The sequence below is a fragment of the Adlercreutzia caecimuris B7 genome, from assembly GCF_000403355.2.
In the GTDB taxonomy this organism is placed as follows: Bacteria; Actinomycetota; Coriobacteriia; order Coriobacteriales; family Eggerthellaceae; genus Adlercreutzia; species Adlercreutzia caecimuris.
In genome coordinates this window covers 2,549,671-2,576,523 of sequence record NZ_KE159646.1, presented here as the reverse complement: position 1 = coordinate 2,576,523, position 26,853 = coordinate 2,549,671, and the positions used below count along the sequence as shown (strand labels likewise).

Genomic DNA, 26,853 nt, shown 5'->3' with positions numbered 1-26,853 from the left:
CCGTACAACAAGAAGAAGGTGACCCGCACGGGCCACCTTCTCCAAATCACTCAATGCGAATGCGGGCCGTCGGGCCGATCAGGCCTCCTCGAGCTCCAGGTCGTCCAGAGCCGGCGACGTCAGGCGCTCCTTCGGCGCAGCCTTGCCCCGCAACGAAAAGGAGGGGCGATTTCTCGCCCCTCCTCCCAAATGGAATAACTTTATTCCGTCGCCGCGAAGGCTCTAGTCCTCCTCGCCGTCCTCCATGCGCTTGTTGGAGGCAGCTTCCTCCTCGGCGCTGGTCAGGCCGAAGCCGAAGGAGCCCAGGCCCCCGACCGAGCCGAGCAGGGCATCCAGCTCCTCCAGGTTGCGCTGGTAGGAACGGGGCGGCAGGGCCTCGCCGAGCATCTCCTCACCATCGGTGTTGAACACCGGGGGCTCGTCGCCGCCGATGAGGATGGTGTCGTCAGGCGAGAACACCATATCGAGCAGCTGGCTCATGTCGTCGGAAGAAGCCGCGAGGTCGTCCTCGATCACGTGCATGAGGTCGCGGGCCTCCAGGCCCTCCTTCAGCTCCTCGATGGCCTTCACGCCGATGCCCTCGATGCGCAGCAGATCCTCCTCGGTGTGACCCAGAAGGTCGGCCACGGTCTCGATGCCCGCCTCGGAGAACTTGTTCGCCCAACGCTGGGACACGCCCAGATCGTCGTAGATGTACAGGCGGGCGTCCTCGTCGGACAGGTTGTGGCCGCGGTGGCCCGAAAGAGCGCTGTAGTAGCCGCCGAAGGAGCCCGCGGAGTTGAAGTAGCCGTCGTTATCCAGCGACCAATCCTGGGGCTGGGGCAGCAAATCCTCGATCTCGCGCAGGGCATCGGGAGCAAAGTCGGGCAGGGCGTCGCCGGACACATCCTCCACCGGGCGGCCCTTGTAGGTAAGGCGCACGTCACGGTAGCGGCGCAGACCCGTGCCGGCGGGAATCGGCTTGCCGATGATGACGTTCTCCTTCAGGCCGGCCAAGTGGTCGGTCTTGCCCTCGATGGCGGCATCGGTGAGCACCTTGGTGGTCTCCTGGAACGATGCGGCCGACATCCAGGAATCCGTAGCGAGCGATGCCTTGGTGATGCCGAGCAGCAGCGGCTGGCCCACCGGGGGCTCCTTGCCCTCGGCGATGAGCTCGTTGGCCACCTTCTCGAACTCGAAGCGGTTGACCTGACGACCGGGCAGGAAGTCCGAGTCGCCGGCGTCGAGCACGGCCACCTTGCGCAGCATTTGGCGCGCGATAACCTCGATGTGCTTGTCGTTGATGTCCACGCCCTGGGACACATACACGCCCTGGACCTGGGACACGATGTAGCGCAGCGTGGTGTTCGGGTCGGTAAGGCGCAGCAGGTCGTGCGGGTTCACCGAACCCTTGGTGAGCTGCTGGCCCACCGTGACCTCGCACCCGTCGAACACGCCCGGTAAAAGCTGGGCGCGGGCGCTCACCACGTACTCGCGGTAGTTGCCCTCCTGGTCGTGGATGGTGATGGTCTTGGACATCTTGTCGCCGGCCACCTGCATGATGCCGGAGATCTCCGCGAGCACCGCCTGGCCCTTCGGCTTGCGGGCCTCGAAAAGCTCCTGGACACGGGGCAGGCCGTGGGTGATGTCCTCGCCGGCCACGCCGCCGGTGTGGAACGTACGCATGGTCAGCTGAGTGCCGGGCTCGCCGATGGACTGGGCGGCGATGATGCCCACCGCCGTGCCGATGTTCACCGGACGGGCCGTGGCCAGATCCCAACCGTAGCACTTCTGGCACACGCCGTGCTCGGCATGGCAGGTCATGATGGTGCGGATGACCACCTCTTCCACACCCGCCGCGTCAATCTCGCGCAGCTGGGCCATGGAATGCAGGTAGCTGCCGGCCTCGGCGATGATCTCGCCGGTCTCGGGGTTTGCCACCGGCTCCAAGAGGCAGCGGCCCACGAGGTTCTCGTCCACCTCGTTCTTCTCGTTGCGCACCGGGTAGTTCACGCCCTCGGTGGTGCCGCAGTCGATCTCGCGAATGATGACGTCCTGGGCCACGTCCACCAGACGGCGGGTCAGGTAGCCCGAGTCGGCGGTACGCAGGGCGGTGTCGGCCAGGCCCTTGCGGGCACCGTGGGTGGAAATGAAGTACTCCAGTACGGACAGGCCCTCGCGGAAGTTCGCCTTAATGGGGCGGTCGATGATCTCGCCCTTCGGGTCGGACATCAGACCGCGCATGCCGGCCAGCTGGCGGATCTGCTTGATGTTACCGCGGGCGCCGGAGAAGGCCATCATGTAGATGGGGTTGAACTTGTCGAAGTTCTCCGCCATGGCCTCGCCGACTTCCTCGTTGGCATCGTTCCAGATGTCGACGACCTGCTTGTGACGCTCCTCATTCGACATGAGGCCCATCTCGTAGTCCTCGTCGATGGCGGCCACACGGGCATCGGCCTGGGCCAGAATCTCCGGCTTGGTGGGCGGGATGGTGGCATCGTAGACCGACACGGTCACGCCGGCGCGGGTGGCATAGTGGAAGCCCGCGTCCTTCAGGCCGTCGAGGATCGGCGGCACCTCGGACAGGTCGTAGGTGTTGGTCACGTCCTCCACCAGACGGCTGATCTCCTTCTTGTTCATCTCATAGTTCAAGAAGGGGTAGTCCGGCGGCAGCACGTCGTTGAAGATGATGCGGCCCACGCTCGTCTCGATGCGCTCGCCTTCCTTGTGATCCTCGAAGGTGTTGAACGCGGTGGCCACCTTCATGTTGTAGGGCAGGCGCACCGAGATCTTGGCCTGAAGGTCCAGATCGGCGCGGGCATCGTAGGCGTTCAGGGCGTCATCCAGGTCGATGAACACGCGGCCCTCGCCCGGGAAACCGTCACGCACGGCCGTGAGGTAGTACAGGCCGATGATCATGTCCTGGGTCGGCACGGTCAGCGGATGACCGTGGGCCGGGGACTTGATGTTGTTAGAGGACAGCATGAGCACGCGGGCCTCGGCCTGGGCCTCGGCGCCGAGCGGCACGTGCACAGCCATCTGGTCGCCGTCGAAGTCGGCGTTGAAGGCGGTGCAGACGAGCGGGTGCAGCTTGATGGCCTTGCCCTCGACGAGCACCGGCTCGAAGGCCTGGATGCCCAGACGGTGCAGGGTTGGTGCGCGGTTCAAAAGCACCGGATGGTCGACGATGACCTCTTCCAGCACATCCCACACGTAGCTGGCACCGCGGTCCACGGCGCGCTTGGCGGCCTTGATGTTGGCAGCGTACTCCAGCTCCACGAGGCGCTTCATGACGAAGGGCTTGAACAGCTCCAGGGCCATCTGCTGGGGCAGGCCGCACTGGTGCAGCTTGAGCGAGGGGCCCACGACGATAACCGAACGGCCGGAGTAGTCCACGCGCTTGCCGAGCAGGTTCTGACGGAAGCGGCCCTGCTTGCCCTTGAGCATGTCGGAGATGGACTTCAGCGGGCGGTTGCCCGGGCCCGTGACGGGGCGTCCCCGACGGCCGTTGTCGAACAGCGAGTCCACGGCCTCCTGGAGCATGCGCTTCTCGTTGTTGATGATGATCTCGGGGGCACCGAGGTCCAGCAGGCGCTTCAGGCGGTTGTTGCGGTTGATAACGCGGCGGTACAGGTCGTTCAGGTCGGAGGTGGCGAAGCGGCCGCCGTCCAGCTGCACCATGGGGCGCAGATCGGGCGGGATGACCGGGATGACGTCCAGAATCATGTCGGAGGGCTTGTTGTCCGACTTCAGGAACGCGTCCACCACCTTCAGGCGCTTCACGGCCTTGGCGCGCTTCTGGCCCTTGCCCGTGGCGATGACCTCGCGCAGCTCCTCGGAGGTAGCCTCCAGGTCCATGGCGTCGAGCAGGTCGCGCACCGATTCAGCGCCCATGCCGCCGGTGAAGTAGTCGCGGTAGCAGGCGCGCATCTCGCGGTAGAGGGCCTCGTCGGCGATGAGCTGCTTCGGCTCGATCTTCAGGAAGGCGTCGAAGGCGTCCTGGCGCAGGGCCTTGCGCTCGTTGAACTCCTCGTAGATGTCGGCGATCTCCTCTTCCACCTCTTCGGGGGTCAGGCGCTCGTCGTCATCGAGGTCGTCGACGAAGTCGTCTTCCTCGGGCACGTAGTCGGTGGACAGCTTGCGAGTGGCCTCGATGAGGCGGTCGCGCTCGGCGTCCAGCTCCTCCAGGTCGGCGGCCAGCTCGTCGCGCAGGTCGTCCACGTCCTCCTCACGGGCCTCCTTGTCCACCGAGGTGATGATGGAGCTGGCGAAGTACAGGACCTTCTCAAGCTCCTTCGGCGGAATGTCCAAGAGGTAGCCCAAGCGGGACGGGCTTCCCTTGAAGTACCAGATGTGGCTCACGGGCGCGGCCAGCTCGATGTGGCCCATGCGCTCGCGGCGCACCTTGGAGCGGGTCACCTCAACGCCGCAGCGCTCGCAGACGATGCCCTTGAAGCGCACGCGCTTGTACTTGCCGCAGGCGCACTCCCAGTCCTTGGTGGGACCGAAAATCTTCTCGCAGTACAGGCCGTCCTTCTCAGGCTTCAGAGTACGGTAGTTGATAGTCTCGGGCTTCTTCACCTCGCCGCGAGACCAGCTGCGCACATCCTCAGCGGAAGCGAGCGAGATGCGCAGGGCGTCGAAATTGTTGACGTCGAACTCGGTCATTATTTAGGCCTCCTCTCCGCCACCGATGAGATCGGTGCTCAGGTCGGACTCAAGACCGCTCATCAAGTCGCCCAGCTCGGCGGCCAGGGTATCGATGGCGTTGGCCTCTTCGTCTTCGGTCTTCTTGGCGTCGGCCGCAATGGCGGCGTACAGAGCCGAATCCTCATCGGCCCCGTCGATCTCGTCCTCGCTGATGGGCTGCATGTCGTGGCCCTCCAGCTCGATGTTCAGGCACAGGGACTTCATTTCCTTCACGAGCACCTTGAAGGACTCGGGCACCTCGGGTGCCGGGATGTTCTCGCCCTTCACGATGGCCTCGTAGCTCTTCACGCGGCCCGACGTGTCGTCGGACTTCACGGTCAGGATCTCCTGCAGCACGTTGGAAGCACCGTAGGCGTACAGGGCCCACACCTCCATCTCGCCGAAGCGCTGGCCGCCGAACTGCGCCTTGCCGCCCAGGGGCTGCTGGGTGATGAGGCTGTAGGGGCCGGTGGAGCGGGCGTGGATCTTGTCGTCTACCATGTGGCCGAGCTTCAGGATGTAGGTCTGGCCGACGGTGATGGGCTCGCGGAACTTCTCGCCGGTGCGGCCGTCGTAGAGCCAGGTCTTGCCGGTGCGGGACAGCTGGGGCACCAGCTCGTCGCGGGCCATGTCGCCGTACTTGGCGTGGTTCATGTTGATGAGGTTGCGGTTCGCCTTCTCGATGGCATCCGAGATCTCCTCCTCGGTGGCGCCGTCGAACACCGGCGTGGCCACGTGGATGGGGCCCTCGACGACCTCGTCGGTCTCGTCGGCGTCGGACCAGCCCCACTTGGCGGCCCAGCCGAGGTGGTTCTCCAAAAGCTGGCCCACGTTCATACGGGAGGGAACGCCGAGCGGGTTCAGGATGACGTCGATGGGGGTGCCGTCGGCGAGGTAGGGCATGTCCTCCACGGGCAGCACGCGGGAGATGACGCCCTTGTTGCCGTGACGGCCCGACAGCTTGTCGCCCTGCTGCACCTTGCGCTTCTGGGCCACGTAGATGCGCACGAGCTCGTTCACGCCGGGGGCCAAGTCGTCGCCGGCCTCGCGGGACGTGCGGTAGATGCCGATGACGCGGCCGCCGGAGCCGTGGGGCACCTTCAGCGAGGTGTCGCGCACCTCGCGGGCCTTCTCGCCGAAGATGGCGCGCAGCAGGCGCTCCTCGGCGGTGAGCTCGGTCTCGCCCTTCGGGGTGACCTTGCCCACGAGCACATCGCCCGGGAACACCTCGGCGCCCACGCGGATGATGCCGTCGGCGTCCAGGTCGGAGATCATGTCCTCAGAGATGTTCGGAATCTCGCGGGTGATCTCCTCGGGGCCGAGCTTCGTGTCGCGCGCGTCGATCTCGTACTCGGAGATGTGGATGGAGGTCAGCAGGTCCTCGGACACCACGCGCTCGGACACGATGATGGCGTCCTCGTAGTTGTAGCCTTCCCAGGGCATGTAGGCGATCATGAGGTTCTGGCCAAGCGCCAGCTCGCCGCCGTCGCAGGAGGGGCCATCGGCCAGTACGTCGCCAGCCTGGACCTCATCGCCCTTGCGGACGATGGGGCGGTGGTTGATGCAGCCGGACTGGTTGGAGCGCTGGAACTTGGGGATGAGGTACTCGTCGTACTCGCCCTCGTCATTCAGGATGATGATGGTCTGGCCGTCCACGTAGTCCACCACGCCGGGGCGCTGGGCCACGAGGATCTCACCGGAGTCCACGGCGATGCGGTGCTCGATGCCGGTACCCACGAGCGGGGCCGTGGGGCGCAGCAGCGGCACAGCCTGGCGCTGCATGTTCGAGCCCATGAGGGCGCGGTTAGCGTCGTCGTGCTCGAGGAAGGGAATGAGCGAGGTAGCCACGGAGGTCATCTGACGCGGAGAGACGTCCATGTAGTTCACCTGCTCAGGCGGCACGTCCATGGCCTCGCCGAACACGCCGTTAGTGTCGGTGGTACGGGCGAGCACGCGGGTGGACTTGTGGAACACGCCGTCCTCGTCGGTGTAGCCGAACTCGCGGGTCTCAAGGTCGAAGAGGTCGTTGGCCTGGGCGATGGTGAAGTTCTCTTCCTCATCGGCGGTCAGGTAGTCGATCTCGTCGGTCACCTTGCCGTCGATCACGCGACGGTAGGGCGTCTCGATGAAGCCGTAAGGGTTGATGCGGCCGTAGGCAGCCAGCGAGCCGATGAGGCCGATGTTCGGACCTTCAGGGGTCTCGATGGGGCACATGCGGCCGTAGTGGGAGGTGTGCACGTCGCGCACCTCGAAGCCGGCGCGCTCGCGGGACAGACCGCCCGGGCCCAGAGCCGACAGACGACGCTTGTGGGTGATGCCCGCAGCCGGGTTCGACTGGTCCATGAACTGCGAGAGCTGGGAGCTTCCGAAGAACTCCTTGATGGCCGCCACGATGGGGCGGATGTTCACGAGCGACTGCGGCGTGATCTCGTCGGGCTCCTGCATAGACATGCGCTCGCGTACCACGCGCTCCATACGGGACAATCCGATGCGGAACTGGTTCTGGATCAGCTCACCCACCGAGCGGATGCGGCGGTTGCCGAAGTGGTCGATGTCGTCGGTGGCAAAACCCTCGTCACCGTTGTGCAGACCGATGATGTAGCGCATCGTGCGGATGATGTCCTCATTGGTCAGCGTGGAGGAGTCGTTCTCCTCGGGGGCGAAGCCGAGCTTCTTATCCATCTTGTAGCGGCCGACCTTGGCCAGGTCATAGCGCTGCGGATTGAAGAACAGGCCGTCGAGCAGCGTGCGGGCGCTGTCGATGGTCGGCGGCTCGCCGGGACGGAAGCGCTTGTACAGCTCGATGAGCGACTCTTCCTTCGTGGTGGCCGGGTCGCGGTCGAGGGTGCGCAGCACCATCTCGGAGGAACCGAGCAGCTCGATGATCTCCTCGCGGGTCTCGGCGAGGCCAAGCGCGCGCACGAGCAGCGTGGCCGGCTGCTTGCGCTTGCGGTCGATGCGCACACTCAGCAGGTCGCGCTTGTCGGTCTCGAACTCGAGCCAGGCGCCGCGGGAGGGGATCACCTTCGCGTTGTAGATGGTCTTGTCGGAGGTCTTGTCGCGCTCGGCGGCGAAGTACACGCCCGGGCTACGGACGAGCTGGGACACCACGACGCGCTCGGTACCATTAATAATGAAGGTGCCGCGAGGGGTCATGAGCGGGAAGTCGCCCATGAACACCTCCTGCTCCTTAATCTCGCCGGTCTCACGGTTGATGAAGCGGATCTCGACGAAGAGCGGCGCCTGATAGGTGACGTCCTTCTCCTTGCATTCATCCACCGTGTATTTGGGCTCGCCGAACTCATGCTTGCCGAACTCGACACACATGTCGCCCGTATTGTTCTCAATGGGGCACACGTCGGCGAAGGCCTGAGACAAACCTTCGTTCTTGAACCAATCGAAGCTTTCCGTCTGAATAGCGATCAGGTTCGGGACGTCCATCACGTCCGGAATCTTCGCAAAGCTTCGGCGATCCCTGTAAAGGCTGGTGGGAGCGGATTTTTTTCCTTGAGCCACGAGGCTGTTCCTCCTTCACGTCCATCGCAAATCTGCAAAAAGTTGCAATCCGCTAAACTACTACTACGCGAAGGCCGAGTCAAGAAAAATTTTTAGCAGCCATGGAAATTTTCTGGAAAATAGCCCCAGAGCAGGGGTTCTATGGATTGGAAAGCAGCGGGCAGCGTTACTTCTATGATAGACCGAATCGCCCGAGCCTGCCGAATCTCTTAGACGCAGGCTTACGCAAGCAAATGTGGCGCAAAATTCCGTTTTTGGTGCAACCGCACCCATCTTCGCGGTGCCATACACCCAAAACGACGCCATAAAAGGCCAACTGGGGCATTCCGGAGGGCAAAAATGGGAAGATCACACCCTTCGAAGGCGCCCGCATGCACCAAAAACGAAATTTTGCGCCATTTTCAGCTGCTCTTACTGACATAGAAGGCCGGGAAGGGTGTTCTCCCCGACCTTGGAATGCAGTGGAGACCATGTAGAGCGGTGGGCAGCTAGCTGCTCCATGCAGGGCGACCGCGGCAGCATGCTTCTTCCCGCAAGCTCATCGCCGCGAAACACCACCACGCCCATGACATCGCCTAAGTTTGACTACGCGGTCACCGCTCTAGCTCAATAGCAGCAGAAGGCTTGCCAGCACGCCGATCAGATGCTATAAAGTAACTGGCTTTCGCAAAGAGGGCTACCAAGTGCCGGGGACGTTTTCCCCGGCTTTTTGCTATCTCAAGGAGGCCCCATGCCCCTCGAACTCAGCCTTTTCTGCGACGAATCGGGCAGCGACGCACTGGACAGCCGCTACTACTTGCTGACACTCGTCATTCACGATCAAAGCGATTCGATCGTGAATTCCATCACCCGCTATGAGCGCGCTCTGGTCGACAAAGGTCTTCCCGATCTTGCGTTTCACGCCTCGCCGCTCCTCTACGGCAAAGACGAGTACAAGAGTCTCACACCGGAAACCCGCAAGAAGATGCTGTCCTCGTTTCGTGTGTTTTTCAGGCATCTACCAATCAAATACTGGGTATTTTCGGTAAAAACCCGGGAGCACCGATCGCCTGAAGACATCGAACGCGCCATGCGCCGCGCACTCATTGACCTGCTGTTTGACAACCTCGCGTACTTTCAGCAGTTCGACACTATCAAGATTTACTACGACAACGGGCAGCGATCCATCGCCGACGCGCTCCATAAGGCCATTGACTACGCCTTGTCAAAGAACGCCATCGCTTATAAGTCCACAAACCCGACCGATTATCGCCTTGCTCAAGTGGCTGACTATATCTGTACCATAGAATTTACCGCGCTCAAATACGCTGTCAATGAAGCGACGCCCACTGACGAAAAATTCTTCGGGAGTTGGTCGATGTTCAAAAAGGGAATTCTGAAAGAAGTCCGTCACAAAAGAATGTAGGAGACGTGTTTCAGAGCAGGGGTCGGAGCGCGACAAGGCACCCGACCCCTGTTGCGAACAAGTTAGTTCCCCGCGGCCCGTGCCGCTTCGTATTCGGCGACGAGCTTCCGGGTCACGTCGGCTGGTGCGGCCTCGTAGCCTTCCAGCGCCAGGCTGTAGGAGCCGGACCCGCGGGTCATGGACCGCAGGTCCTTGGTGTAGTTGATCACCTCGGCGTAGGGAGCGCGCATCTTAATGATGGTCTCGCCGGCCGCGAAGCCGGCGTCGGTGCCGACGATGCGGCCGCGACGGGTGGAGATGTCGCCCATGATGGTGCCGGCGTACTCCTCCCCCACGGTCACTTCCATGGTGGCCCAGGGCTCCAGGATGATGGGGCCGGCCTGCTCGCAGCAGGCGCGGAAGCCGATGCGCGCGGCGGTCTTGAAGGCCATCTCGTTGGAGTCCACGGAATGGTACGACCCGTCGAACACCGTGCACTTAATATCCACCATGGGGTATCCCGCGAGGAAGCCCTCCTCCATGGCCTCGCGCACGCCCTTGTCCACGGCCGGGATGAGGCCGTTCGGGATGGCGCCGCCCTTGATCTCGTCCACGAACTCGTAGCCCTCGCCGGGAATGGGAGCCAGGCGCAGCCAGCAGTCGCCGAACTGGCCGGCGCCGCCGGTCTGCTTCTTGTGGCGGCCCTGAGCCTCGGCGGTCTTCGTGATGGTCTCGCGATAGGGAATGCGCACGGGCACGAGACGCGCCTCAACCCCGGACTGATCGCGCAGGCGGGCAAGCAGCATGTCCACCTGGGCCTCGCCCATGGCGTGAATGATGGTCTGGTGCGTGTCCTCGTCGCGGGTGATGCGGATGGTGGGATCGGCCTCGGCGGCACGGGCGAGGAAGGTGCCGAGCTTGTCCTCCTCCTTCTTCGACACCGCCTCGATGGCCACCGGGTACAGCGGCTCGGGCAGGGGCAGCGGCTCGATGGCGATGGTGCCCTCGCAGGACAGGGTGTCGCCGGCGCGCACGTCATTCAGCTTCGGCACCACCACGATGTCGCCGGCCTTCGCGCTCTTCACGTCCATGGCCTCTTTGCCCATCATCACTTGGATCTTGCCCAGGCGCTCCTTCTTGCCCGTGCGCCCGCACACGAGCTCCAGACCGGGCTCCAGATAGCCGGAGATGACTTTCAGGAAGGTAAGGCGCCCCACGAACGGGTCGGAGACGGTCTTGAAGGCGAAGGCGCAGGGAGGCTTCGTCTCGTCGATGCGCACGGTGACGTCGTCGGCCATCTGGAAGCGGCCGTGGCTGCGCGGATGCGGGAAGTAGGTGCAGATGTCCTCCATGAGCCCCTGCACACCCTGCATGATGATGGTGCTTCCCACGAACACGGGAATGACAAGCTCCTGGGCGATGGCTTTGTCGAGCAGGCTCTCCAGCTCCTCTTGGGTGAGCTGCTCGGTGCCATCGAGGTACTTCATCATGAGCTCGTCGTCGGCCTCGGCCACCAGATCGCACAGCTTATCGCGGGCGATGCGGGCCTCTTCTTGGTACTTCGCCGGCAGGCTGTCCACGTCTTCCACGCGCTCGGCGGTGCCGCCCGGCTCGAAGTAGCGGGCCTTCATGCGGATGATGTCGATGACGCCCGCAAAATCGGGGCCCTGGCCGATGGGAATGGTCACGGCGCCCAAACGTCCGCCGAAGCGCGCGTGCAGCAGGGCCATGGCGGTATCGAAGTCGGCCCCCTCGCGGTCGATGTGGTTGATGTATACGGCGCGGGACAGGCGCATGTCCTCGGCCTCGCGCCACAGCTTCGTAGTCATAACGCCCGGGCCGTCGGCGGCGTCCACCACGAACAGGGCCATTTCGGCGGCCTGCATGGTGGCCAGGGTGTCGCCGATGAAATCGGGGTGGCCGGAGGTGTCCAGCACGTTGATCTTGTAGTCCTTGTAAGGGATGGGCGCAATGGAGGTGGAGATGGTGAACTTGCGCTTGATCTCCTCGGGGTCGTAATCGAGATACGACTTGCCGTCATGGGTGGTGCCCATGCGCGGGGTCTTGCCGGAAACGAAGAGCATGGCCTCGGCCAGCGAGGTCTTGCCGGCGCCATCCTGTCCCACAAGGACGATGTTTCTGACGTGTTCGGGAGCCGGAGCTGCCATGAGCGACCACCTGCCTTCCTTGTCGAGGGCGCTCGCGCCCCTTGCGCGAGCATTCCCTGATCGCACGGCGCACGCGGGCCGCGCGGCAAAGCGGTGCCGTCGTGCCGGACGGCCGATCGCTTGTTGACGCAGTGACAGCGAGCGGTCGCTTTGAACCGGCGAACGGCTTTTTCAACATGGATTCATCTTAGCAAAAGGGCGCCGCCTCACAGAGCGCAGCGCCCAGTTATTTTGAACGTCGGGAACAGGGCAAGCGACCCGCGGCGGGTGAGGCCGCGGTAAACCGGCACGCCCGTAGAACCATGCGCGGCAAGCCGGCACGCGGGCGGAACCACCTGTAGAAAGCCGGCACGCGGGCGGAACCACCTGCGGAAAGCCGGCTGACGCTAGTCCCCGAGCACCTCTTCCTCGTCGAGGTACCACTCCTCCTCGGCCCAGCGCGCACGATCCGGCGCGTTCATAACGGCCGCGACGATACCGAGCACCCCGGGCACGAGCGCCCCCAAAAGCGCGGCCGGCGTGGGCAGCCACGAGCCGCCGAAAGCCGACAAGTGGCTCGCCGCGCACACCCCCAGCATGAGCACCACCGCGCAGGCGATTGAGCCGGCCACGTCGAAGGCCTTGGTGCCGCGCACGCAGAACAGGCTGTAGACAACCGCGCCCACCACCCAGCTGATGCCGATAACCCAGGTGCCGCTCTGGGAGAGCATGGCCATGCAGGCCGCCTGCGGGTTGCCGGACAGCTCCATATGGAGCACCGCATCCCAGTTGAGCAGATCGAGCGAGCCGAAGCTGCCCATCACGAGGGCCATGAGGAAGGCGAAGGCCGCCGAAATGGCCGCTTGCAGCACCGGCAGGAGCACACCGGAGAGCACCGGGGAGACGCCGGCGAAGCCGAAGGCGCCAAGCAGCGGCTGCACGAGCGCCGAGACCGCCTGGGTGGTGCCCCGCCGCCCGATGAGATACCACCAGCCACCCGTGGCCGCAGCCGTGAACAGGGCGAGCACCCAGTCGCCATGGGCGCCGAGGGCCACCACGAGCGCGCCGTAGCCGAGAAGCGCGCCGATGGAGGGGCGGATGGCGGCCACACCCGCAGCCACAGCCACCACAACCCAGAACACCACCGGCGAGTCGGTGAGCAGCCCCAGGGCCGACCCGCCCGTCAGGTGGATGTTCGCGCAGGCCACTGCCGCCATAAGCCCCACGGCCACCGCGGCAACGGCATGGCCGAGCACGGTCAGGCCGCGCAGGCCGAGGCGGTCCACTAGCGGCGGCAGGGGCTCGGCCGGCGCGGCGGGCTCGGGGGGCGCCACGGCGTCCTCCTTGCCCTTCACGATGTCGGCGAGCACCTTCTTGCCCTTCTTCACATTGCCGAGCAGGGGCATGAGGGCCTCGGAGAAGTCGGCTACGGTATCGAAGCGCTCGTCGCGGTCGGGGTCGAGGGCGGCGAACATGATGTCGTCGGCCTCGGCGGGCAACTCGTCCCAGCACAGAGAGGGCAGCACCAGCTCCGCCTCCTCGATGGCCTCCTCGGCCTCGGGCAGATCGTTGGCGAAGAAGGGGTTCTCGCCAGAGAGCATCTCGTAGGTGAGGCTCGCCAGGGCCCACTCGTCGGTGCGCACGTCCAAAGGCTCCTGGCGCATCTGCTCTAACGGCATATAGCCGATAGTGCCGCCGCCGGTGGTGCCCGATCCCGTAGCGTCCATGAGGGCGGCCAGGCCGAAGTCGGTCACCTTCGCCACGCCCTTGGAGTTCACGATGACGTTCTCGGGCTTGATGTCCAGGTGCAGCGTGTTCGCGCCGTGGGCCACCTCGAGGGCATGGGCCACGGCCGAGAAGACGGCGGCCACCACATCCAAGGTGATGCTGTCGTCGATCTCGTCGATGATCTGCGCCAAGGTCTTGCCCTCGATGTACTCCATGATGACGTAGGCGCAGGAGTCTTCCACGGCGCAATCGTACACGGTGACGATGTTGGCGTCCGAGAGCTTCGCCACCGATCGGGCCTCCTCCAAGCCGGGAATGTGCTCGAAGAGATCGGCATCGTCGGTCTCGTCGAAGTCGGTGGAAGCCGGGGGCACGGAGGCGCCGGCCCCGCCCACTGCGGCCGATACGCTCGACACGGCGACGGAGGCGGCCGCGGCACGGCCCCCGCGGCGGCGGCGCTTCTCGGCGGCCCCGTCGATGGTGCGGGATGCCCGGATGCCCCGCAGATGGCGCACATCCACGGCACTCTCGTCGAAGTAGTCGCTCATGGGGGCGGCATCCTGCACCTCCACCGGCGGTACGTAGGGGGCCTCGGGGGCATGGCGCGTCTTGCGGGGCCCCACCCGGCCGTCCAAGCTCGGCCGCGAACGGCCGGCGAAACCGCCGGTAGCGGCGTTCCAGGGAGCAAGGGAGTCGTCCTCTTCCTCGGCAAAGGCCATGTCCTCCCAGGGGGGCACCTCCTCGGCGCTGCGCACAGTCGCAGCCGAGTGACGACCGCTGCGACGTTCGTCGACACCCCGGAGGAAGGCGGGGTCGGCGGGGAAATCGGCGGCACCGGAGGCCGGGGCGGAGGCGCCGGAAGGCGCGGCACCCGCAGGAGCCGTAACGCCAGCGGCTACAGCGCCCGCGGAGGGCTCCCCGTCCTCCAGATCGGCGGCCATGCGGGCCTCTAGGGCCACGAGGCGCGCCCGGGCCACCTCGTCTTCCGAGAGCTCGATGCACTTGATGGCCACATCGCGTTTGAGATGGGTGTCGAAGGCGTGCACGACGGTACCGTAGCCGCCGGCACCAGCCTGGTCGATAACGCGATAGCGATTGAGGATGAGCTGAGATCGTGCCATGGGGCGAGAACCTCTTCTGTCTTCGTTTGGGCTGCATGTTCTTGAGGTAGGGCCATTCTACCACCCGGGCAACGCCGCGGCGACCGTTGATCGGCGGCTTCCACGGGCCAAACGGTGCTGCGCCAACGTGAGAGGGGCGAAGCACGGTGTGCGGGAGCTGGGTGCGCCGGGTGCGAGGGTGCGGGGTGCGGGGGCGTGCAGGGGCGGGAATGTGGGTGTGTGGGGTACGTGGGGTGCGGGGGTGTGGAGAGTGTGGGGGGGCACAGGAATGGGAGCACTCCGCCGTTTTGTGGCCAAAAAGCCGCCGAGTGAGCTCTGGGAGCGCGCCGGACCGCATACAAGAGTCCCCCATGGGTACAAAGCAACGGATTATTGAACGAATTTCCCCACTCTCGGCCCCTCGACAACCCCTGAACTATGATCTTCCCATCATCTCGAGCTCACTCGGCGGCTTTTTGGCCACAAAAAATAGAATCTACTCGCGAAAGGACCCCCATGCTGACTATCGGTTGCCACTTGTCGAAGCGGCGCGGCTATCTGGAAATGGCGAAAGAGGCCGCATCCATCAACGCGAACACCTTCCAGTACTTCACCCGCAGCCCGCGGGGCAGCCGACAGGCGGAGCTGGATACCAAGGACGTGCGGGAATACCTCGCTTTCGCAGCCGATCACGGCATGCGCGACGTGCTGGCCTACGCCCCCTACGACACCGACCCGGCCGCGGCCCAGATGAGCGAGCGCGATTTCGCCCTCATGACCTACGCCGAGGATCTGGCCCAGCTGGCCGAGTTGCAAGTGCCGCTGTACCTGGTGCGCCCGGGCAGCCGCATGGGCATTTCCGTGGAAGAGGGGCTGGCCGATGTGGCCGATGCCCTGAACAAGGTGATCACCCCCAGCCAGACCACCCTGGTGCTGCTGGACACCATGGCCGGGGAAGGCAGCCAAGTGGGCACCTCCTTCGAGCAGCTGGCAGCCATCATCGACCAGGTGAAGCTGGCCGATCACGTGGGTGTGTGCCTCGATTGCGCCGGCGTGTGGGCCGAGGGCTACGACATCGCGGGCGACCTGGACGGCGTGCTCGGGCAGTTCGATCGCACCGTCGGTCTGGACAAGCTGAAGGCCGTGCACCTCAACGATGCCATCCACGAGCGCGGCAGCCATGTGGATCGCCACGCCCGCATCGGCGAGGGTGCGATCGGCTTTGAGGCCCTGGCAGCCCTCGTGAACCATCCGAAGCTGGCCGGGGTGCCCTTCTACCTGGAAGAGCCCGACAGCACGCTCGTCATCTACGAGCACGACGTGGCCCGATTCCGAGCGGCCTATACGGGCAAGTAGGCAGCAACCGCAAGGCCCCCGTTCGCCGTGGCGAACGGGGGCCTTGCGGTGGGCGGAGGGCCTTGCGGTGGGCGAGGGCCTTAGCGGGCGTGGCGGCCGCGGGCCTGGACCTGGGCTTGGGCCACAGCCGACGGCACCGGAGCGGCCGGCCCGCCGTAGGGACGCACGGCCCCGCGGGCCTCGACGCCGCGGGCAGCCACAGCCCGGGGATTGCCCGTGCGCTGGGCGCCCCGAGGCACCGAAACCTCCTGGGCGCGGCGGGCCTGACGGGCCTCCAGCTCGGCAGCGGCCCGAGCGGCGAAGGCGCGCTCGGCCTCGCGGCGGGCCTTGCGGCTCATCTTCTTCCCGGGCATGACGATGGCCTGATCGGCCGGACCGCCCTGCACCCAGGAATCCACCTCCTGGCCCGTGGGCAGGGGAATGCTCGTGGGGGTCCACCCGGCAGCGGCCGGCTGGGGCGTGGGAGCCGGGGCAGCCTGAGCGCCGCGGGGGATCTGCGGATGCCGGCTGCCCTGGCCCCGGGCGGGACGACCACCGCGAGCCGGCGCGGCCTGCGGGCCGCAGCCCTGCGGCGTCTGCTGCGGATTGGGGGTCGGCTGGGACGGATGGCCGGCCGCACCGCGGGGTGCGGGAGCCGGGCGGCCGGGCACGGAGGCACCGGGCGCCGTTGCGGCGGCACCGCTCGGAACCGGAGCGGCCTGGGCCATGGCCGCAGGGGCGCCGTTGGGCACCGAGGCGGCCGTCGGGGCCGGAGCAGCCGCCGGGGCAGGGCGGCCGCCGCGCCCATAGCTGCGGGCCGCGTTATTGCGGCGGCCGATGACCATCTGCATTTCGGCCACCTTGCGTCGCTCCGCCTCCAGACCATCGGCCATGCCGCGCATACGGCGGTCGAGGGTGGTGATCCACAGGCACAGGGCCAAGACGGCCACCGCCAGGACACCGAGGCCCACGGCTACCAAACCGAATGGCGAAGACAAGAATTCAAACACAGGAACAACCCCTCCCGCAGCGGGCATATCATCAGCTATTTGGATGATAAACGACGCGGGAACGAATGTCGATACAAAAACGCACAGCCCATCGGCCAAAAGGGTGAAAGATCGAAAAGCCCGAACGAGCGTCAACAAGGCCGGGGCGCGTCAGCTGCATTCCCAGCCCTCGCGAACCTCTGACCGCACTACCCCGACGGCACCATTCCGCACCAAGGAAAGGGAGCCGCCGCGCCCCTGCGCGGGATCGGGCCGCCAAACCGCCGCCCTACACGGCGAATACGAGATCTCCCGCCACAATGGGGAAAGGGGCGTCGTCGCCGGGCCGCTCCAGCAGCAGGTGCCCTTCCTCGTCCATGCCGCGCACGATACCGGTCTGCTCGCCCTCGATGTCACGCACCGTGGCCTCTCGGTTCAGGCCGAGGGCCAGATCAAGCCAGCGGCTCCGCACCGGGCCGAAGCCCTCTTCGGCAAAAGAGCGGTTCACCCGTTCCAAACGGTTCAAAATGGCTCCGGCGCACTGGGCCCGCGAGGGCTCTCCCGCCGCCCCGCCTGCTCCCGCGGCGCCACACCTGCCAGCCGTCGCCACGTTGCCGAAAGCCGCGCCCGAATGCTCGCCCGAGGCCGCGCAATCGCCAGCCCCCTCCACGCCCCCCGCGGCCGCCACCATGCGCAGGCTGGCAGCCACCGAAGCCAGCTCCCCCTCGAAGGCGGCCTGGTGCACGTTGAGACCGATACCGATGCTCACCCAAGCCAGGCTCCCGTCTTCGGCCACGGCCATCTCGGCCCGAATGCCGCACAGCTTGCGTCGAAAGAGGGGGCCGTCGGCCACGAGCACGTCGTTGGGCCATTTGATGCCCACGGGGAACCCGAGGGAGAGCAGGCCGTCGGCCACGGCCACCGCAGCGCCCAGGGTGAACCAGGGTGCCCGATCCGCAGGAAGGGAGGGTCGCAGCAGGGCCGTCATCCACAGGCCGTCCCCCGCCGCCGATGCCCAGGGGCGGTCGTGGCGGCCGGTGCCCGCGGTCTGGCTCTCGGCCACGGCCACCGTGAAGGGGGGCGCACCTTCCTCGGCGGCCCGACTAATCTCAGTCATAGTGGAGCCCACTTCATCGAAGCTGCGAATGGTCCAGGGGTGACCGAGGCGCAGCTCGGCAGCAATGGCCTGGCAGGATATCACGGCAAGCTCCCTTCCACCGCCCTAGCGACGGCTAATATCGGCGGGGAAGGCCCCCTCTTCCCACAGGTAGCAGGCGATGGTGGCCGACAGCAGGTCGGCGCTGCCCCCAGGGCTCAAACGATAGGCGGCGCAGAAAGCACCCAGGCGCCCGTAGGCCGCCCGCCCCGCCTCGGTGAACACCGAGCCTGCTTCCAGCACGGCGGCGGCACGGTTCTGCACCTCGACCAAGAGCCGATCGTCGCCGCGCCAGAGCACCGTGGTGTCGTCCACTACGGCCATGAGGGCCACCAGGCTGTGGGTCAGGGCCTCCGAGAGGGTGCTCCCGCGCCCAAAGGCCTCGCGCAGGGCCGGCAAGCCCGCCTCGGCCACCGAGGGGAAGCCAGCCTCCACCTCGCCGCGGATGCCCGTGGCCCCGTAGCGCTTATACAGCTTCTCTCCGGCCGTGACCGGCTCAGCCGTCCCCGCCAGCTCCCGCTCCACGAGGCCGGCGGTGGCCGCGCGCGCATAGGCAAAGAGGGACGGGCACCGCACTTCTCCGTGAAGGCGATGCACCTGGCCGGCGAAGGCCGCCAGCATACCAAGGGCGAACAGCGCCCCCCTTTGCGTATTCACGCCCCCGGTTGCCTCCAGAAGGCGGCGCTCGGCCGAGATGCCCCGAAACCGCGCCTGGTGGAACAACTCGGCGGGCTCTCCTTCAAAAGAGAGCCCCCGTTCGATAAACTCCAGAAAGTAAGGGAGAAGGGACGCCGACCCGCACATGAACGTGAGGATGCTCATATCGTCGTGGCTTCCGGTACTGCCAGGGCAAACCAGTCCCGGTTTGCCTGCCGTTGCCACTTCGAGCAACAGACCGTTTACCACCGGCTCAGCCAAAGCCCAGCGCACGTCGTTCAATTCCTTCTCCCCCGCGCATAATCCTATGCCGTTACTTTCTTGGGCGTCCGTTGCGCGGTTCCTGCCAGAGAACCGGCCCGTCGCCCCCAACCGCCCCGTCGGCCCCTGCCAGAGGGCCTTGGCGGCCTGAGGCGCCACCACACCGCGCCCGCGCCCCGTCCGGGGCCCCGCAGCGCGACCAGCGCCGCTAGAAGAACATCGTGAGCGCCAGATACAGCACCGACGGGCACAGCAGGCAGCCCGTGCCGGTGTAGAACGTGGCGGTCATGGCGCCGTAGGGAACCAGGCGCTCGTCGGTGGCAGCCAGGCCGGCGGCCACGCCGGAGGTGGTGCCCATGAGGCCGCCGAAGATCATGGCGGACTTCGGGTTGTTCAGGCCGAGCGGCTTGGCCAGCATGGGCGTGGCAATCATGACCACGATGGACTTCAGCACGCCGATGGCGATGGAGATGGCCACGACCTCGGAGGAGGCGCCCACCGCAGCACCGGTGACCGGGCCCACGATGAAGGTCACGGCGCCGGCGCCGATGGTGGCCATGTCGGCCGCGCTGGTGTAGCCGAAGGCGAAGGCGAAGATAGCGCCGATGATAAACGCCAGGATGACGCCGATGAACAGGGCGAGAATGCCGGGCAGGCCGGCCTTCTTGATCTCATCGAGGCTGGCGCCGAAGGCCGTGGACACAATGGAGAAGTCGCGCAGCATGCCGCCGCCCATCACCGCCAGGCCGCTGAACATGGCCACGTCCGACAGGCCCTTCTCGCCGCCGGTGGCCAGACCGCCGATGAGGGCGAGGATCAGGCCGAAGACGATGGCGATGGCCGAGCCGGCGATACGGCCCCGGGTGGCCTTGCCGAGCAGATTCGCGACGGCCATGACGGCGCCCACGACGAGAAACGACATGACCAGGCCGTTTTTGGTCATGATGTTGGTGATCATTTCGATCAGTTCCATGACGACCCCCTTATTCCTTGCTCAGCGGGGGCAGCGGCTCGGAAGGCGCGCCCAACTTCGAGATAACCGGAATGAGCAGCAGCGGCACGATGGTGCACACGATGCCGCACATGATGGTGAGCACGCCGCCGCCCATGATGGCCGCAGCGACGTCCTGGCAGGCCGTCATTGCCACCACGATGGGGATGTACATCGCGCTCCAGAACATAATGCCGTCCTGGGCCTTGCTGGACAGCTTGTTCTCCTTCAAGAGCTTGCTCGAGACGAGGATCAATGCCAACATGGCGAAACCCACGCCGCCGACGTTGGATCCAACGCCGGTGATCATGCCCAGGATGTCTCCGAGCAGCATGCCGCCGAAGAAGCATCCCGAAAGCAAGGCTAATCCGTAAATAACCATGAATTGCCCCTTACGTTTCGGTGAGGGGCGCCCCGCGTTACCCCTGCGAGAGCGCCCCCCGCGGTTTCTCAGTTACTCGATGACGAACATCACAGCACCGGCGTCGACGCGATCGCCGGCGGCGAAGTTGATCTCCTTCACCACGCCGTCGCAGGGGCAGGCGATGTTCTGGTTCATCTTCATCGCCTCCATGACGCCGAGCACGTCCTTGGTCGCCACGGTGTCGCCCACGGCAACCTTCACCTCGACCATCTTGCCGGGCACACGAGACTTGACATCCATTTCTTTCTCCTTCTCTTAGCAGAGCGAATATCTATGATCCATGGCGCGCACCTCGTCTTTGTCCATAAGGCGCACGCCAGTGAATCCCTTGGCGAGCACGGTGGCTCCCCCGTCGAAAAGCTCGGCGAGCTTGATGCCCGCACCATCGGGAAGCTCCAGCTCCACATCGATGGCAACGCCGCTTTTCTGCGCGAGGTCGACCACCGCGCCGTAGAAGCGCTCGACGCCGTCGAGCGCCCCCATCTTCACCACGAGGTCCAGATCCGACTCCTCGTGGCAGAAGGGCAGGCCGCTTGCCAGCTGCAGCGCGACGGATCCGAAGACCCCGCAGGGCAGCCCGGCCGCGGCGGCCAGCGCCCACGCCTCGTCCAGAACGCCGAAAACCGGCAGATCGGGAACGACCGTGCAGCGCTTGTGCGCGATCACCTGGTAGGGATCGCGAATGAGGGAGACGGCCGCGGGCGGCACGACGGCGCGCCCGCGCAACCGGTTTCCCTCCTGGCGGAAGGGCGTTGCGAACCCCACCGCCAAGCCGGGGCGACCGTCCTCCTGCCGGGAGACGATTCCCGGCAGCGGCACCCCGTCCACCACCCCGCATCGCAGCTGTTCCACCTCGTCGGCGGGCCACCACGACGGGTCGCCGAGCACTTCCACCGCCAGCGACCGGCGAGCCGCCGGCACGATGGTCACCAGGTCGTGGCGGCGAAAGCGCCCGCGCACCGCTCAGCGCCCCTTCGTCCAGAGCGGATCGCTCTTCGACGTGGCCTGGTAGCGCTCCTGCGCTTCCAGAAGGCGCGCGAACAGCACCGTCTTCTCCGGGTCGTCGATGACGGCCACCATGCGGTTCTCGGGCCACGCGCTCATGAGGGCGAGCTCGTTGGCCGGAGCGCCGACAACCACGTCGGGCGCCATGCGCACGATGCGGCCCTTGATCCGCAGGATGGATCGGCATGCCCGCTCGAGGGTCAGAGCCGATTGCGCGGTGCAAGCCTGCACCACCACCTCCAGCTCCGGCGTCGTGCGCTTACGGGAATAGGTGTGGATGATGCCGGCGGGGTTCAGCACGTGCCCGGTTCCGCCCACGGGAAAGCTGTCGCCGGTCGGCAGCCCTCCCGCTACCAACATGGCCCAGCCTTCCCGCTGGGGGTCGGCCACCAGGGTGAGGTCGTCGCGCAGAGGCGCTCCATCCATCACGAGCCAGCCGAACTCCTGGCAGCCGTACAGGTCGTGCACGACCGCGCCCTTCTCCTCGGCGATGGGCAAGAGCTCCAGATCGAGCGGCGTGCCCGCGCACAGCAGGTGCACCCCCTCTGGAACCGCATCCCACACGCCCAGCTTCTTGGCATCTTCCAGCGAGGCGCGCAGAAAGCTGGACTCCCCCACGACCACCCGGGGCCGCTCGCGGCACAGGGCCACGAGGAACGCGTCGCGCGAGGACCGGCTGAGGAACACCGGCCTGACCTGCGCCCGCTCGAAGGCCCCGCGAGAAAACACGTTGCCCAGCGGCGCGTAGCACAGCAGCACCGTGTCATCGGGCCGCGCCCCGGCCCGGCTGAGGGCCCGCGCCCCAGATCTTTCGCGCTCGGGCAGCTCGGACCAGGTCACACCCACGATGTTCTGGAAGGCGGTGCTGCCCGTGGTGAACGTCGTATAGGCGAAGTTCAGGGGCGTGTGCACCTCCTCGATCACATGAGCGCTCGTCGGGCCGGCCGTGGCCTTGTCGGCCAAGGTGCGCCGCTCCATCTCGTCCAACGCGGGGGCTGTGGAAAACTCCTCGGCCAGGTACGCCAGCTCGTCGACAGCCTGCTGTGCTACGTCCATGGGAGTGCCTAGAGGTACTGGCCGGCCACGGAGGCAAACTCTTCCTCCATGCGGTCGATGACCCTGCGGCGCATCATGCGGCCGCCGCGCTCCTCGCCGAGGGTGCCGTGGCCCATAGGACCGGTAGCGTCGCCATCGCCGGCCAGCTTCGCGGCCTCCACCTCAGCGATGTGGCGGGCCACCGCCGGGCGCATGTCCTCGACGTTCTCCACCAGCTCGTCCACGCCGCCCAGGTGGTAGAAGAACTGGGGGCCGGCCGCGAAGACCGGGTTCTCCTTGGACAGCTCCTCCAACCGCTCGATATCCATCTTCGTGATGCGGGAGATGGAGGTGATGGGCATGACGTGGATCATGGTGCCGAACTCAGGGGACAGGGACAGAATATGGTCGGCCTGCAGACCGTGGCAGAGGAAGGCACCGGAGATGGCGCGGCCGATGACGAGCGCGATCACGGGATGCCCGCTCTTGCGCGCCTCGGCCAAGGCCAGCTGATAGGAGCCGGTGGCCTTGTTCATGCCGAAGATCTCCTCGATCTTGCCGGGGCCGTTGCCGGGGGTGTCCACGATGAGCACGAGCGGGCGCTTCTCGCCCACGGGCTTGTCGGCGTCCTGCTTGATGGTGGTGTAGACCACCTTCGCCATCTTGTAGGCCTCTTCCAGGCCGATGACGCCGAAATACACCACGGGGAACTTGTCATTGAACGCCTGGGCGTCGTTGGCGATGACCACCACGTCGCGGCCATCGATGGCCGCCTCGCCCACCACGGCCCCCGGGCCGAGATCCTCGGGGAAGGCGACGTCTCCCACCGAATTCTCGTGGAAGCTGCCGGGGTCCACCACCATGTCAATGGCATCGCGGCCCCGTCCGATCATTACCTCAACAGTCATTGATCTGCCTCCTTATCGACGCTGGGCCACAGCGAGGAACTCCGCCGTGGTCATCTCGGGAATCTGCTCGACGTCCTCGTTGCCGAAGTAGGCCCACACGTCGCGCGCGTCCTTCGGCGCCATCTCAACGGACAGCTCCGCCAAGGCGAGCTGCTCGTCCACGAGCTCCTCGCTGCCGATGCGGCGGCACTTCACGATCTCGTCGTAGGGAGCTTCCATGATGGCGGCCAGCTGATCGTGGAAGTCACCCAGGGTGTCCTCCACCAGGTAGTTCGCGTCGCGCATGATGTACTTGTGCTTGCCGCCGGTGGTACGGTACACAAGGGAGCGATCGGCGGAGTCGAACTCGTCCTTGCCCATCTCCTGCTCGATGACCTCGGGGCCCGTCAGGCCCAAGCGGCCCAGATCGCTCATGACGATGACATCGGTGGCGGCGGCCACGAAGCCCATGCCGCCGAAGCAGCCCACCTTCGAGCCGATGAGCGAGATGACGGGGAACTTGCCCTTGGTCTCCTGAATCTGGTCCATGACCTCGGCATGGGCCAGAAGGCCGGCATTGGCCTCGTGCAGGCGCACGCCGCCGGTCTCGAAGGAGATGACCACGGCGGGCAGGCGCTCGGCCAGCTCGTCGGGATACTCCTCCTTGATGCGCTCGTACATCTGACGGGCCAGCACGAAGGTGCCCACCATCTTGGCCCCGTGGACCTCGCCCACCGCGCCGCCGATGAAGCGGCCCTCCTGGGAGATGACGAACACCGGGTGCTTGCCGATGAGGCCGACGCCGGTCACGCAGCCGTCGTCCCATTCCACGGCTTCGCCGAGCACGGGCAGATGCGGGCTGCTCATACGGTCGGCAGGTCCGGCAAGCTCGGTGAACGTGCCCTCGTCGACGATGCCGCGGGCGCGCTCGCGAGCCGAGGCGCCGTAGAAGCTCTTGGCTTCCAGTTCCTTCCAGTCGATCATTTACTCTGCCTCCTTCCTTGCCTCTTCAATGGCCTGGCGCATGCGCATGGACACCACGACCGGGGTTGCGTTGTTGTCGTTGATCTCGATAACGGCGTCACTGACCTGGCTCTCGCGCACGAAGCGGTCGAGCACGCGCTCCCACACCTCGTCGAAGCCGACCACCGGGGTGCACACCTTGATCTGCACGTCGCCGCCCAGATCGCGCTGCTCGAACATGACCTCCATATCGCCGGAGCCGACGACGCCTCGGTGGGACCAGCCCACCGGGAACGGACGCGGGTCTTCGGGAGTGAACGTGAAATTGAGCTCCCTCAATGCCATCGGGTAACCTCCTTGCTTTCTCTTCGGACCGATTGGGTCGAACTACCAGTTGCGGAACTTCGCGGGCGGGTTGTACAGGCCGCCGGACCAGTTCACCAAGTCCTTCACGGACTTAGCGGCCAAAAGGTCTCGGTTGGCGCGGCGCACGTCGATGCCCAGATCGGCTGGGGTCTTGAAGATGCCGCGCTCCTTGAGGGCCGCGGTCTCGTCCGGATCCTCGGCCATGCCCACCTCGGTGAAGCCGGCCACGGCGCGGATGGCGGCCATGCGGTCGGCCATGGAGGTGCACTTGTGCAGGTAGGCGATGCCCTCCTCAGTGACGATGTGGGTGAGATCGTCGGAGTAGATCATGACCGGGGGCAGATCGAGCCCGGCGTTCTCGGCCAGGGCCACGGCGTCCAGCTTGTCCACGAAGCCCGGGGCCATCTTCTCCCGGAAGGTCTCCTGGAGTTGCACGACGAGCCGCTTGCCGCGGGGAAGGTCGCCAACCAGCTCGTCGTGCATGCCGTACTCCTCGCCGCACTTCATCCAGCCCGGCGTGGAGTGGCGTCGGCCCTTGGCGTCGCAGCCCATGTTGGGAGCGCCGCCGAAACCGGCGATGCGACTGGCCGTGGCCGTGGAGGAATTACCGCACTTGTCGATCTGCAGCGTGCCGCCGATGAACATGTCCAGGGCGTAGTGGCCCGCGGTCTGGGCGTAGTCGCGGTTCGAGCGCATGGTGCCGTCGGGGCCGATGAAGAACACGTCGGGGCGCGCCTGGACGTAGTCGGCCATGCCCGCCTCGCCGCCGAAGCAGTACATGGTCTTCACCCAACCGGACTCGATGGCCGGGATGAGGGTGGGATGGGGATTGGTCACGAAGTAGGAGCAGATCTTGCCCTTGAGCCCCAGCTCCTCGCCATAGGTGGGCAGCAGAAGCTCGATGGCGGCGGTATCGAAGCCGATGCCGTGGTTCAAGCGCTGGATGCCGTACTCGCCGTAGATGCCCTTGATGACCATCATGGCGCGCAGGATCTGCGAGTCGGTGATGAGGGCCGGGTCACGGGTGAACAGGGGCTCGATGTAGAAGGGGCGCGGCGCCTGGATGACGAAGTCCACCCAGTCGCCGGGAATGTCCACGCGGGGCACCTCGTCCACCAGCTCGTTCACCTGCACGATGACGATGCCCTGGTGGAACTTCACCGCCTCGGCGATGACCGCGGTGTCCTCGGTGTTGAAGCCGGTGTAGATGTTGCCGTCCTTGTCGGCGGACACGCCCACGCACAGCGCCACGCGCGGCGTGAGGTCCACGAAGTAGCGGCCGTAGAGCTCCAGATAGGTGTGGATGGCTCCCAGTTCGATCTTGCCGTCGCGCACGTACTCGGCCAAGCGGCCCGCCTGGGGCCCCGAGAACGAGAAGTCCACCTTCTTGGCGATGCCCTTATCGAAGACGTCCAGATGGGCCGGGATGGAGAGCACCGACTGCACCATGTGCAGATCGTGCACCTTCTCGGTGTCCACCTCGCAGAGGCACTGGGCCAAGAAGTCGGCCTGCTTCTGGTTGTCGCCCTCGATGTTAACCTTGTCGCCGGGGCGGATCACGGCCTCGAGCAGCTTCACCGCATCTCCCGCCTCGACCACCTTCCCGTCCATCACATAGGGACGGGCGGCCTCGATGCGCTCACGGTAGTCCCGCTGGAGCGTGTTCCAGATCTTCGGTTCCGTCGTCATTCCTTCTCCTTTCCTTTCCTGATACCTGCTTGCCTTACTTTTCAATGCGGTCCAGATCGGGCAGGTGCATGACGCCCAGGCCCACCCGTTCGTGGCACGAGAACACATGGAGGGACGATTCGCCGTAGAAGGCCACGGCCACCCATCCCTTATTGCGCACGATGGCGATCTTCATGGCGAGGCTCGCCGACGACGCCGTGTTCACGAGAACGCCGCGCTTGGCCTCCTCGGTCGCATGCATGAGGGCGTGGATGGAGCGACCCTCCTTCTCCACCAGACCGGAGTTGAGCGCCGCCCCGATGACAGCGCGGGCGGCCTTGGTCTGGAAGTCGGTATCGCTCGTGCCGCCCACCTCGGTGGCCACAGCCACAATGCCCTCGCGAAGGAACTGCCGCTTGAGGGCGTCCTCCTCGGACTTGGTCTCGGTCATGGACAGCTGGAGCGCCCGGCGCCCCAGGCCCTGGGGGCCGATACCCTTGATTTGAAGCCGTTCGTAGTCGATAGCATCCATGAGATCCCACCGCCCTCTCGGGGGCCGCCTCGGTGAGAGGC

Annotated in this window: 19 protein-coding genes; 2 read left to right on the top strand and 17 right to left on the bottom strand. The window is 65.8% G+C overall.

The features are described 5' to 3' along the window. Window positions 1–222: 222 nt before the first annotated feature. Together C811_RS14150 and rpoB are read right to left on the bottom strand one after the other, a co-directional pair. Window positions 223–4,647, bottom strand: a complete 4,425-nt coding sequence (locus C811_RS14150) for a DNA-directed RNA polymerase subunit beta' (RefSeq protein ID WP_016310373.1) — start codon at window positions 4,645–4,647, stop codon at window positions 223–225. Window positions 4,648–4,650: 3 nt separating this feature from the next. Then, on the bottom strand, window positions 4,651–8,184 hold the full coding sequence (rpoB, locus tag C811_RS14145) for a DNA-directed RNA polymerase subunit beta (RefSeq protein ID WP_016310372.1): 3,534 nt from the start codon (window positions 8,182–8,184) through the stop codon (window positions 4,651–4,653). 730 nt (window positions 8,185–8,914) lie between these two features. On the opposite strand from rpoB, the gene C811_RS14140 reads away from it, so the two are divergent. Continuing rightward, the gene (locus C811_RS14140) at window positions 8,915–9,589 is read left to right on the top strand and encodes a DUF3800 domain-containing protein (RefSeq protein WP_016310371.1); all 675 of its coding nucleotides are present in this window, start codon (window positions 8,915–8,917) and stop codon (window positions 9,587–9,589) included. 62 nt (window positions 9,590–9,651) lie between these two features. Here C811_RS14140 and C811_RS14135 read toward each other — a convergent pair whose 3' ends face one another. Both C811_RS14135 and C811_RS0104150 read right to left on the bottom strand, forming a co-directional pair. Then, window positions 9,652–11,736: an elongation factor G gene (locus C811_RS14135; protein WP_016310370.1), complete on the bottom strand. Its 2,085-nt coding sequence runs from the start codon at window positions 11,734–11,736 to the stop codon at window positions 9,652–9,654. Window positions 11,737–12,122: 386 nt separating this feature from the next. Further along, window positions 12,123–14,564 (bottom strand): serine/threonine-protein kinase, encoded by a 2,442-nt coding sequence (locus C811_RS0104150; RefSeq protein ID WP_016310369.1) that lies wholly within the window; start codon window positions 14,562–14,564, stop codon window positions 12,123–12,125. Between the two features lie 495 nt (window positions 14,565–15,059). On the opposite strand from C811_RS0104150, the gene C811_RS14130 reads away from it, so the two are divergent. Then, a complete protein-coding gene (locus tag C811_RS14130; protein ID WP_016310368.1) occupies window positions 15,060–15,899 on the top strand; it encodes a deoxyribonuclease IV in 840 nt (279 codons plus the stop codon). An 80-nt stretch (window positions 15,900–15,979) separates the two neighbouring features. Here the strand turns inward: C811_RS14130 and C811_RS14125 are convergent, their stop codons facing one another. The 13 genes from C811_RS14125 to C811_RS14070 all read right to left on the bottom strand — a co-directional run bounded on the left by C811_RS14125 (window position 15,980) and on the right by C811_RS14070 (window position 26,812). After that, entirely contained in the window at window positions 15,980–16,888 is a 909-nt protein-coding gene (locus tag C811_RS14125; RefSeq protein WP_016310367.1) for a chromosomal replication initiator protein DnaA, read from the bottom strand. Window positions 16,889–17,156: 268 nt separating this feature from the next. Then, window positions 17,157–18,068, bottom strand: coding sequence for a biotin--[acetyl-CoA-carboxylase] ligase (locus tag C811_RS16055; RefSeq protein WP_016310366.1), 912 nt, complete (start codon window positions 18,066–18,068; stop codon window positions 17,157–17,159). A 21-nt stretch (window positions 18,069–18,089) separates the two neighbouring features. Then, on the bottom strand, window positions 18,090–18,929 hold the full coding sequence (locus C811_RS16360) for a triphosphoribosyl-dephospho-CoA synthase (RefSeq protein ID WP_280500965.1): 840 nt from the start codon (window positions 18,927–18,929) through the stop codon (window positions 18,090–18,092). Window positions 18,930–19,149: 220 nt separating this feature from the next. Further along, window positions 19,150–19,914, bottom strand: a complete 765-nt coding sequence (gene madM / locus C811_RS14115) for a malonate transporter subunit MadM (protein ID WP_016310364.1) — start codon at window positions 19,912–19,914, stop codon at window positions 19,150–19,152. Window positions 19,915–19,924: 10 nt separating this feature from the next. Further along, window positions 19,925–20,314: a malonate transporter subunit MadL gene (madL, locus tag C811_RS14110; protein WP_016310363.1), complete on the bottom strand. Its 390-nt coding sequence runs from the start codon at window positions 20,312–20,314 to the stop codon at window positions 19,925–19,927. 72 nt (window positions 20,315–20,386) lie between these two features. Next, a complete protein-coding gene (locus C811_RS14105) occupies window positions 20,387–20,596 on the bottom strand; it encodes an acyl-CoA carboxylase biotin carboxyl carrier protein subunit (RefSeq protein ID WP_016310362.1) in 210 nt (69 codons plus the stop codon). 15 nt (window positions 20,597–20,611) lie between these two features. Further along, complete coding sequence (gene mdcG / locus C811_RS14100; RefSeq protein WP_016310361.1) at window positions 20,612–21,316, bottom strand: malonate decarboxylase holo-[acyl-carrier-protein] synthase; 705 nt, start codon at window positions 21,314–21,316, stop codon at window positions 20,612–20,614. 3 nt (window positions 21,317–21,319) lie between these two features. Then, a complete protein-coding gene (locus tag C811_RS14095; protein ID WP_016310360.1) occupies window positions 21,320–22,417 on the bottom strand; it encodes a phenylacetate--CoA ligase family protein in 1,098 nt (365 codons plus the stop codon). Window positions 22,418–22,425: 8 nt separating this feature from the next. Then, window positions 22,426–23,304, bottom strand: a complete 879-nt coding sequence (gene mdcE / locus C811_RS14090) for a biotin-independent malonate decarboxylase subunit gamma (RefSeq protein WP_016310359.1) — start codon at window positions 23,302–23,304, stop codon at window positions 22,426–22,428. Window positions 23,305–23,316: 12 nt separating this feature from the next. Continuing rightward, window positions 23,317–24,267 carry a biotin-independent malonate decarboxylase subunit beta gene (locus tag C811_RS14085; RefSeq protein ID WP_016310358.1) on the bottom strand — a complete coding sequence of 317 codons (951 nt, stop codon included), beginning with the start codon at window positions 24,265–24,267 and terminating at the stop codon, window positions 23,317–23,319. Continuing rightward, entirely contained in the window at window positions 24,268–24,591 is a 324-nt protein-coding gene (gene mdcC, locus C811_RS14080) for a malonate decarboxylase acyl carrier protein (RefSeq protein WP_016310357.1), read from the bottom strand. A 42-nt stretch (window positions 24,592–24,633) separates the two neighbouring features. Further along, window positions 24,634–26,301, bottom strand: coding sequence for a malonate decarboxylase subunit alpha (gene mdcA, locus C811_RS14075; protein WP_016310356.1), 1,668 nt, complete (start codon window positions 26,299–26,301; stop codon window positions 24,634–24,636). Window positions 26,302–26,335: 34 nt separating this feature from the next. Beyond that, window positions 26,336–26,812, bottom strand: coding sequence for a HutP family protein (locus C811_RS14070; RefSeq protein ID WP_016310355.1), 477 nt, complete (start codon window positions 26,810–26,812; stop codon window positions 26,336–26,338). Between the last annotated feature and the right edge of the window lie 41 nt (window positions 26,813–26,853).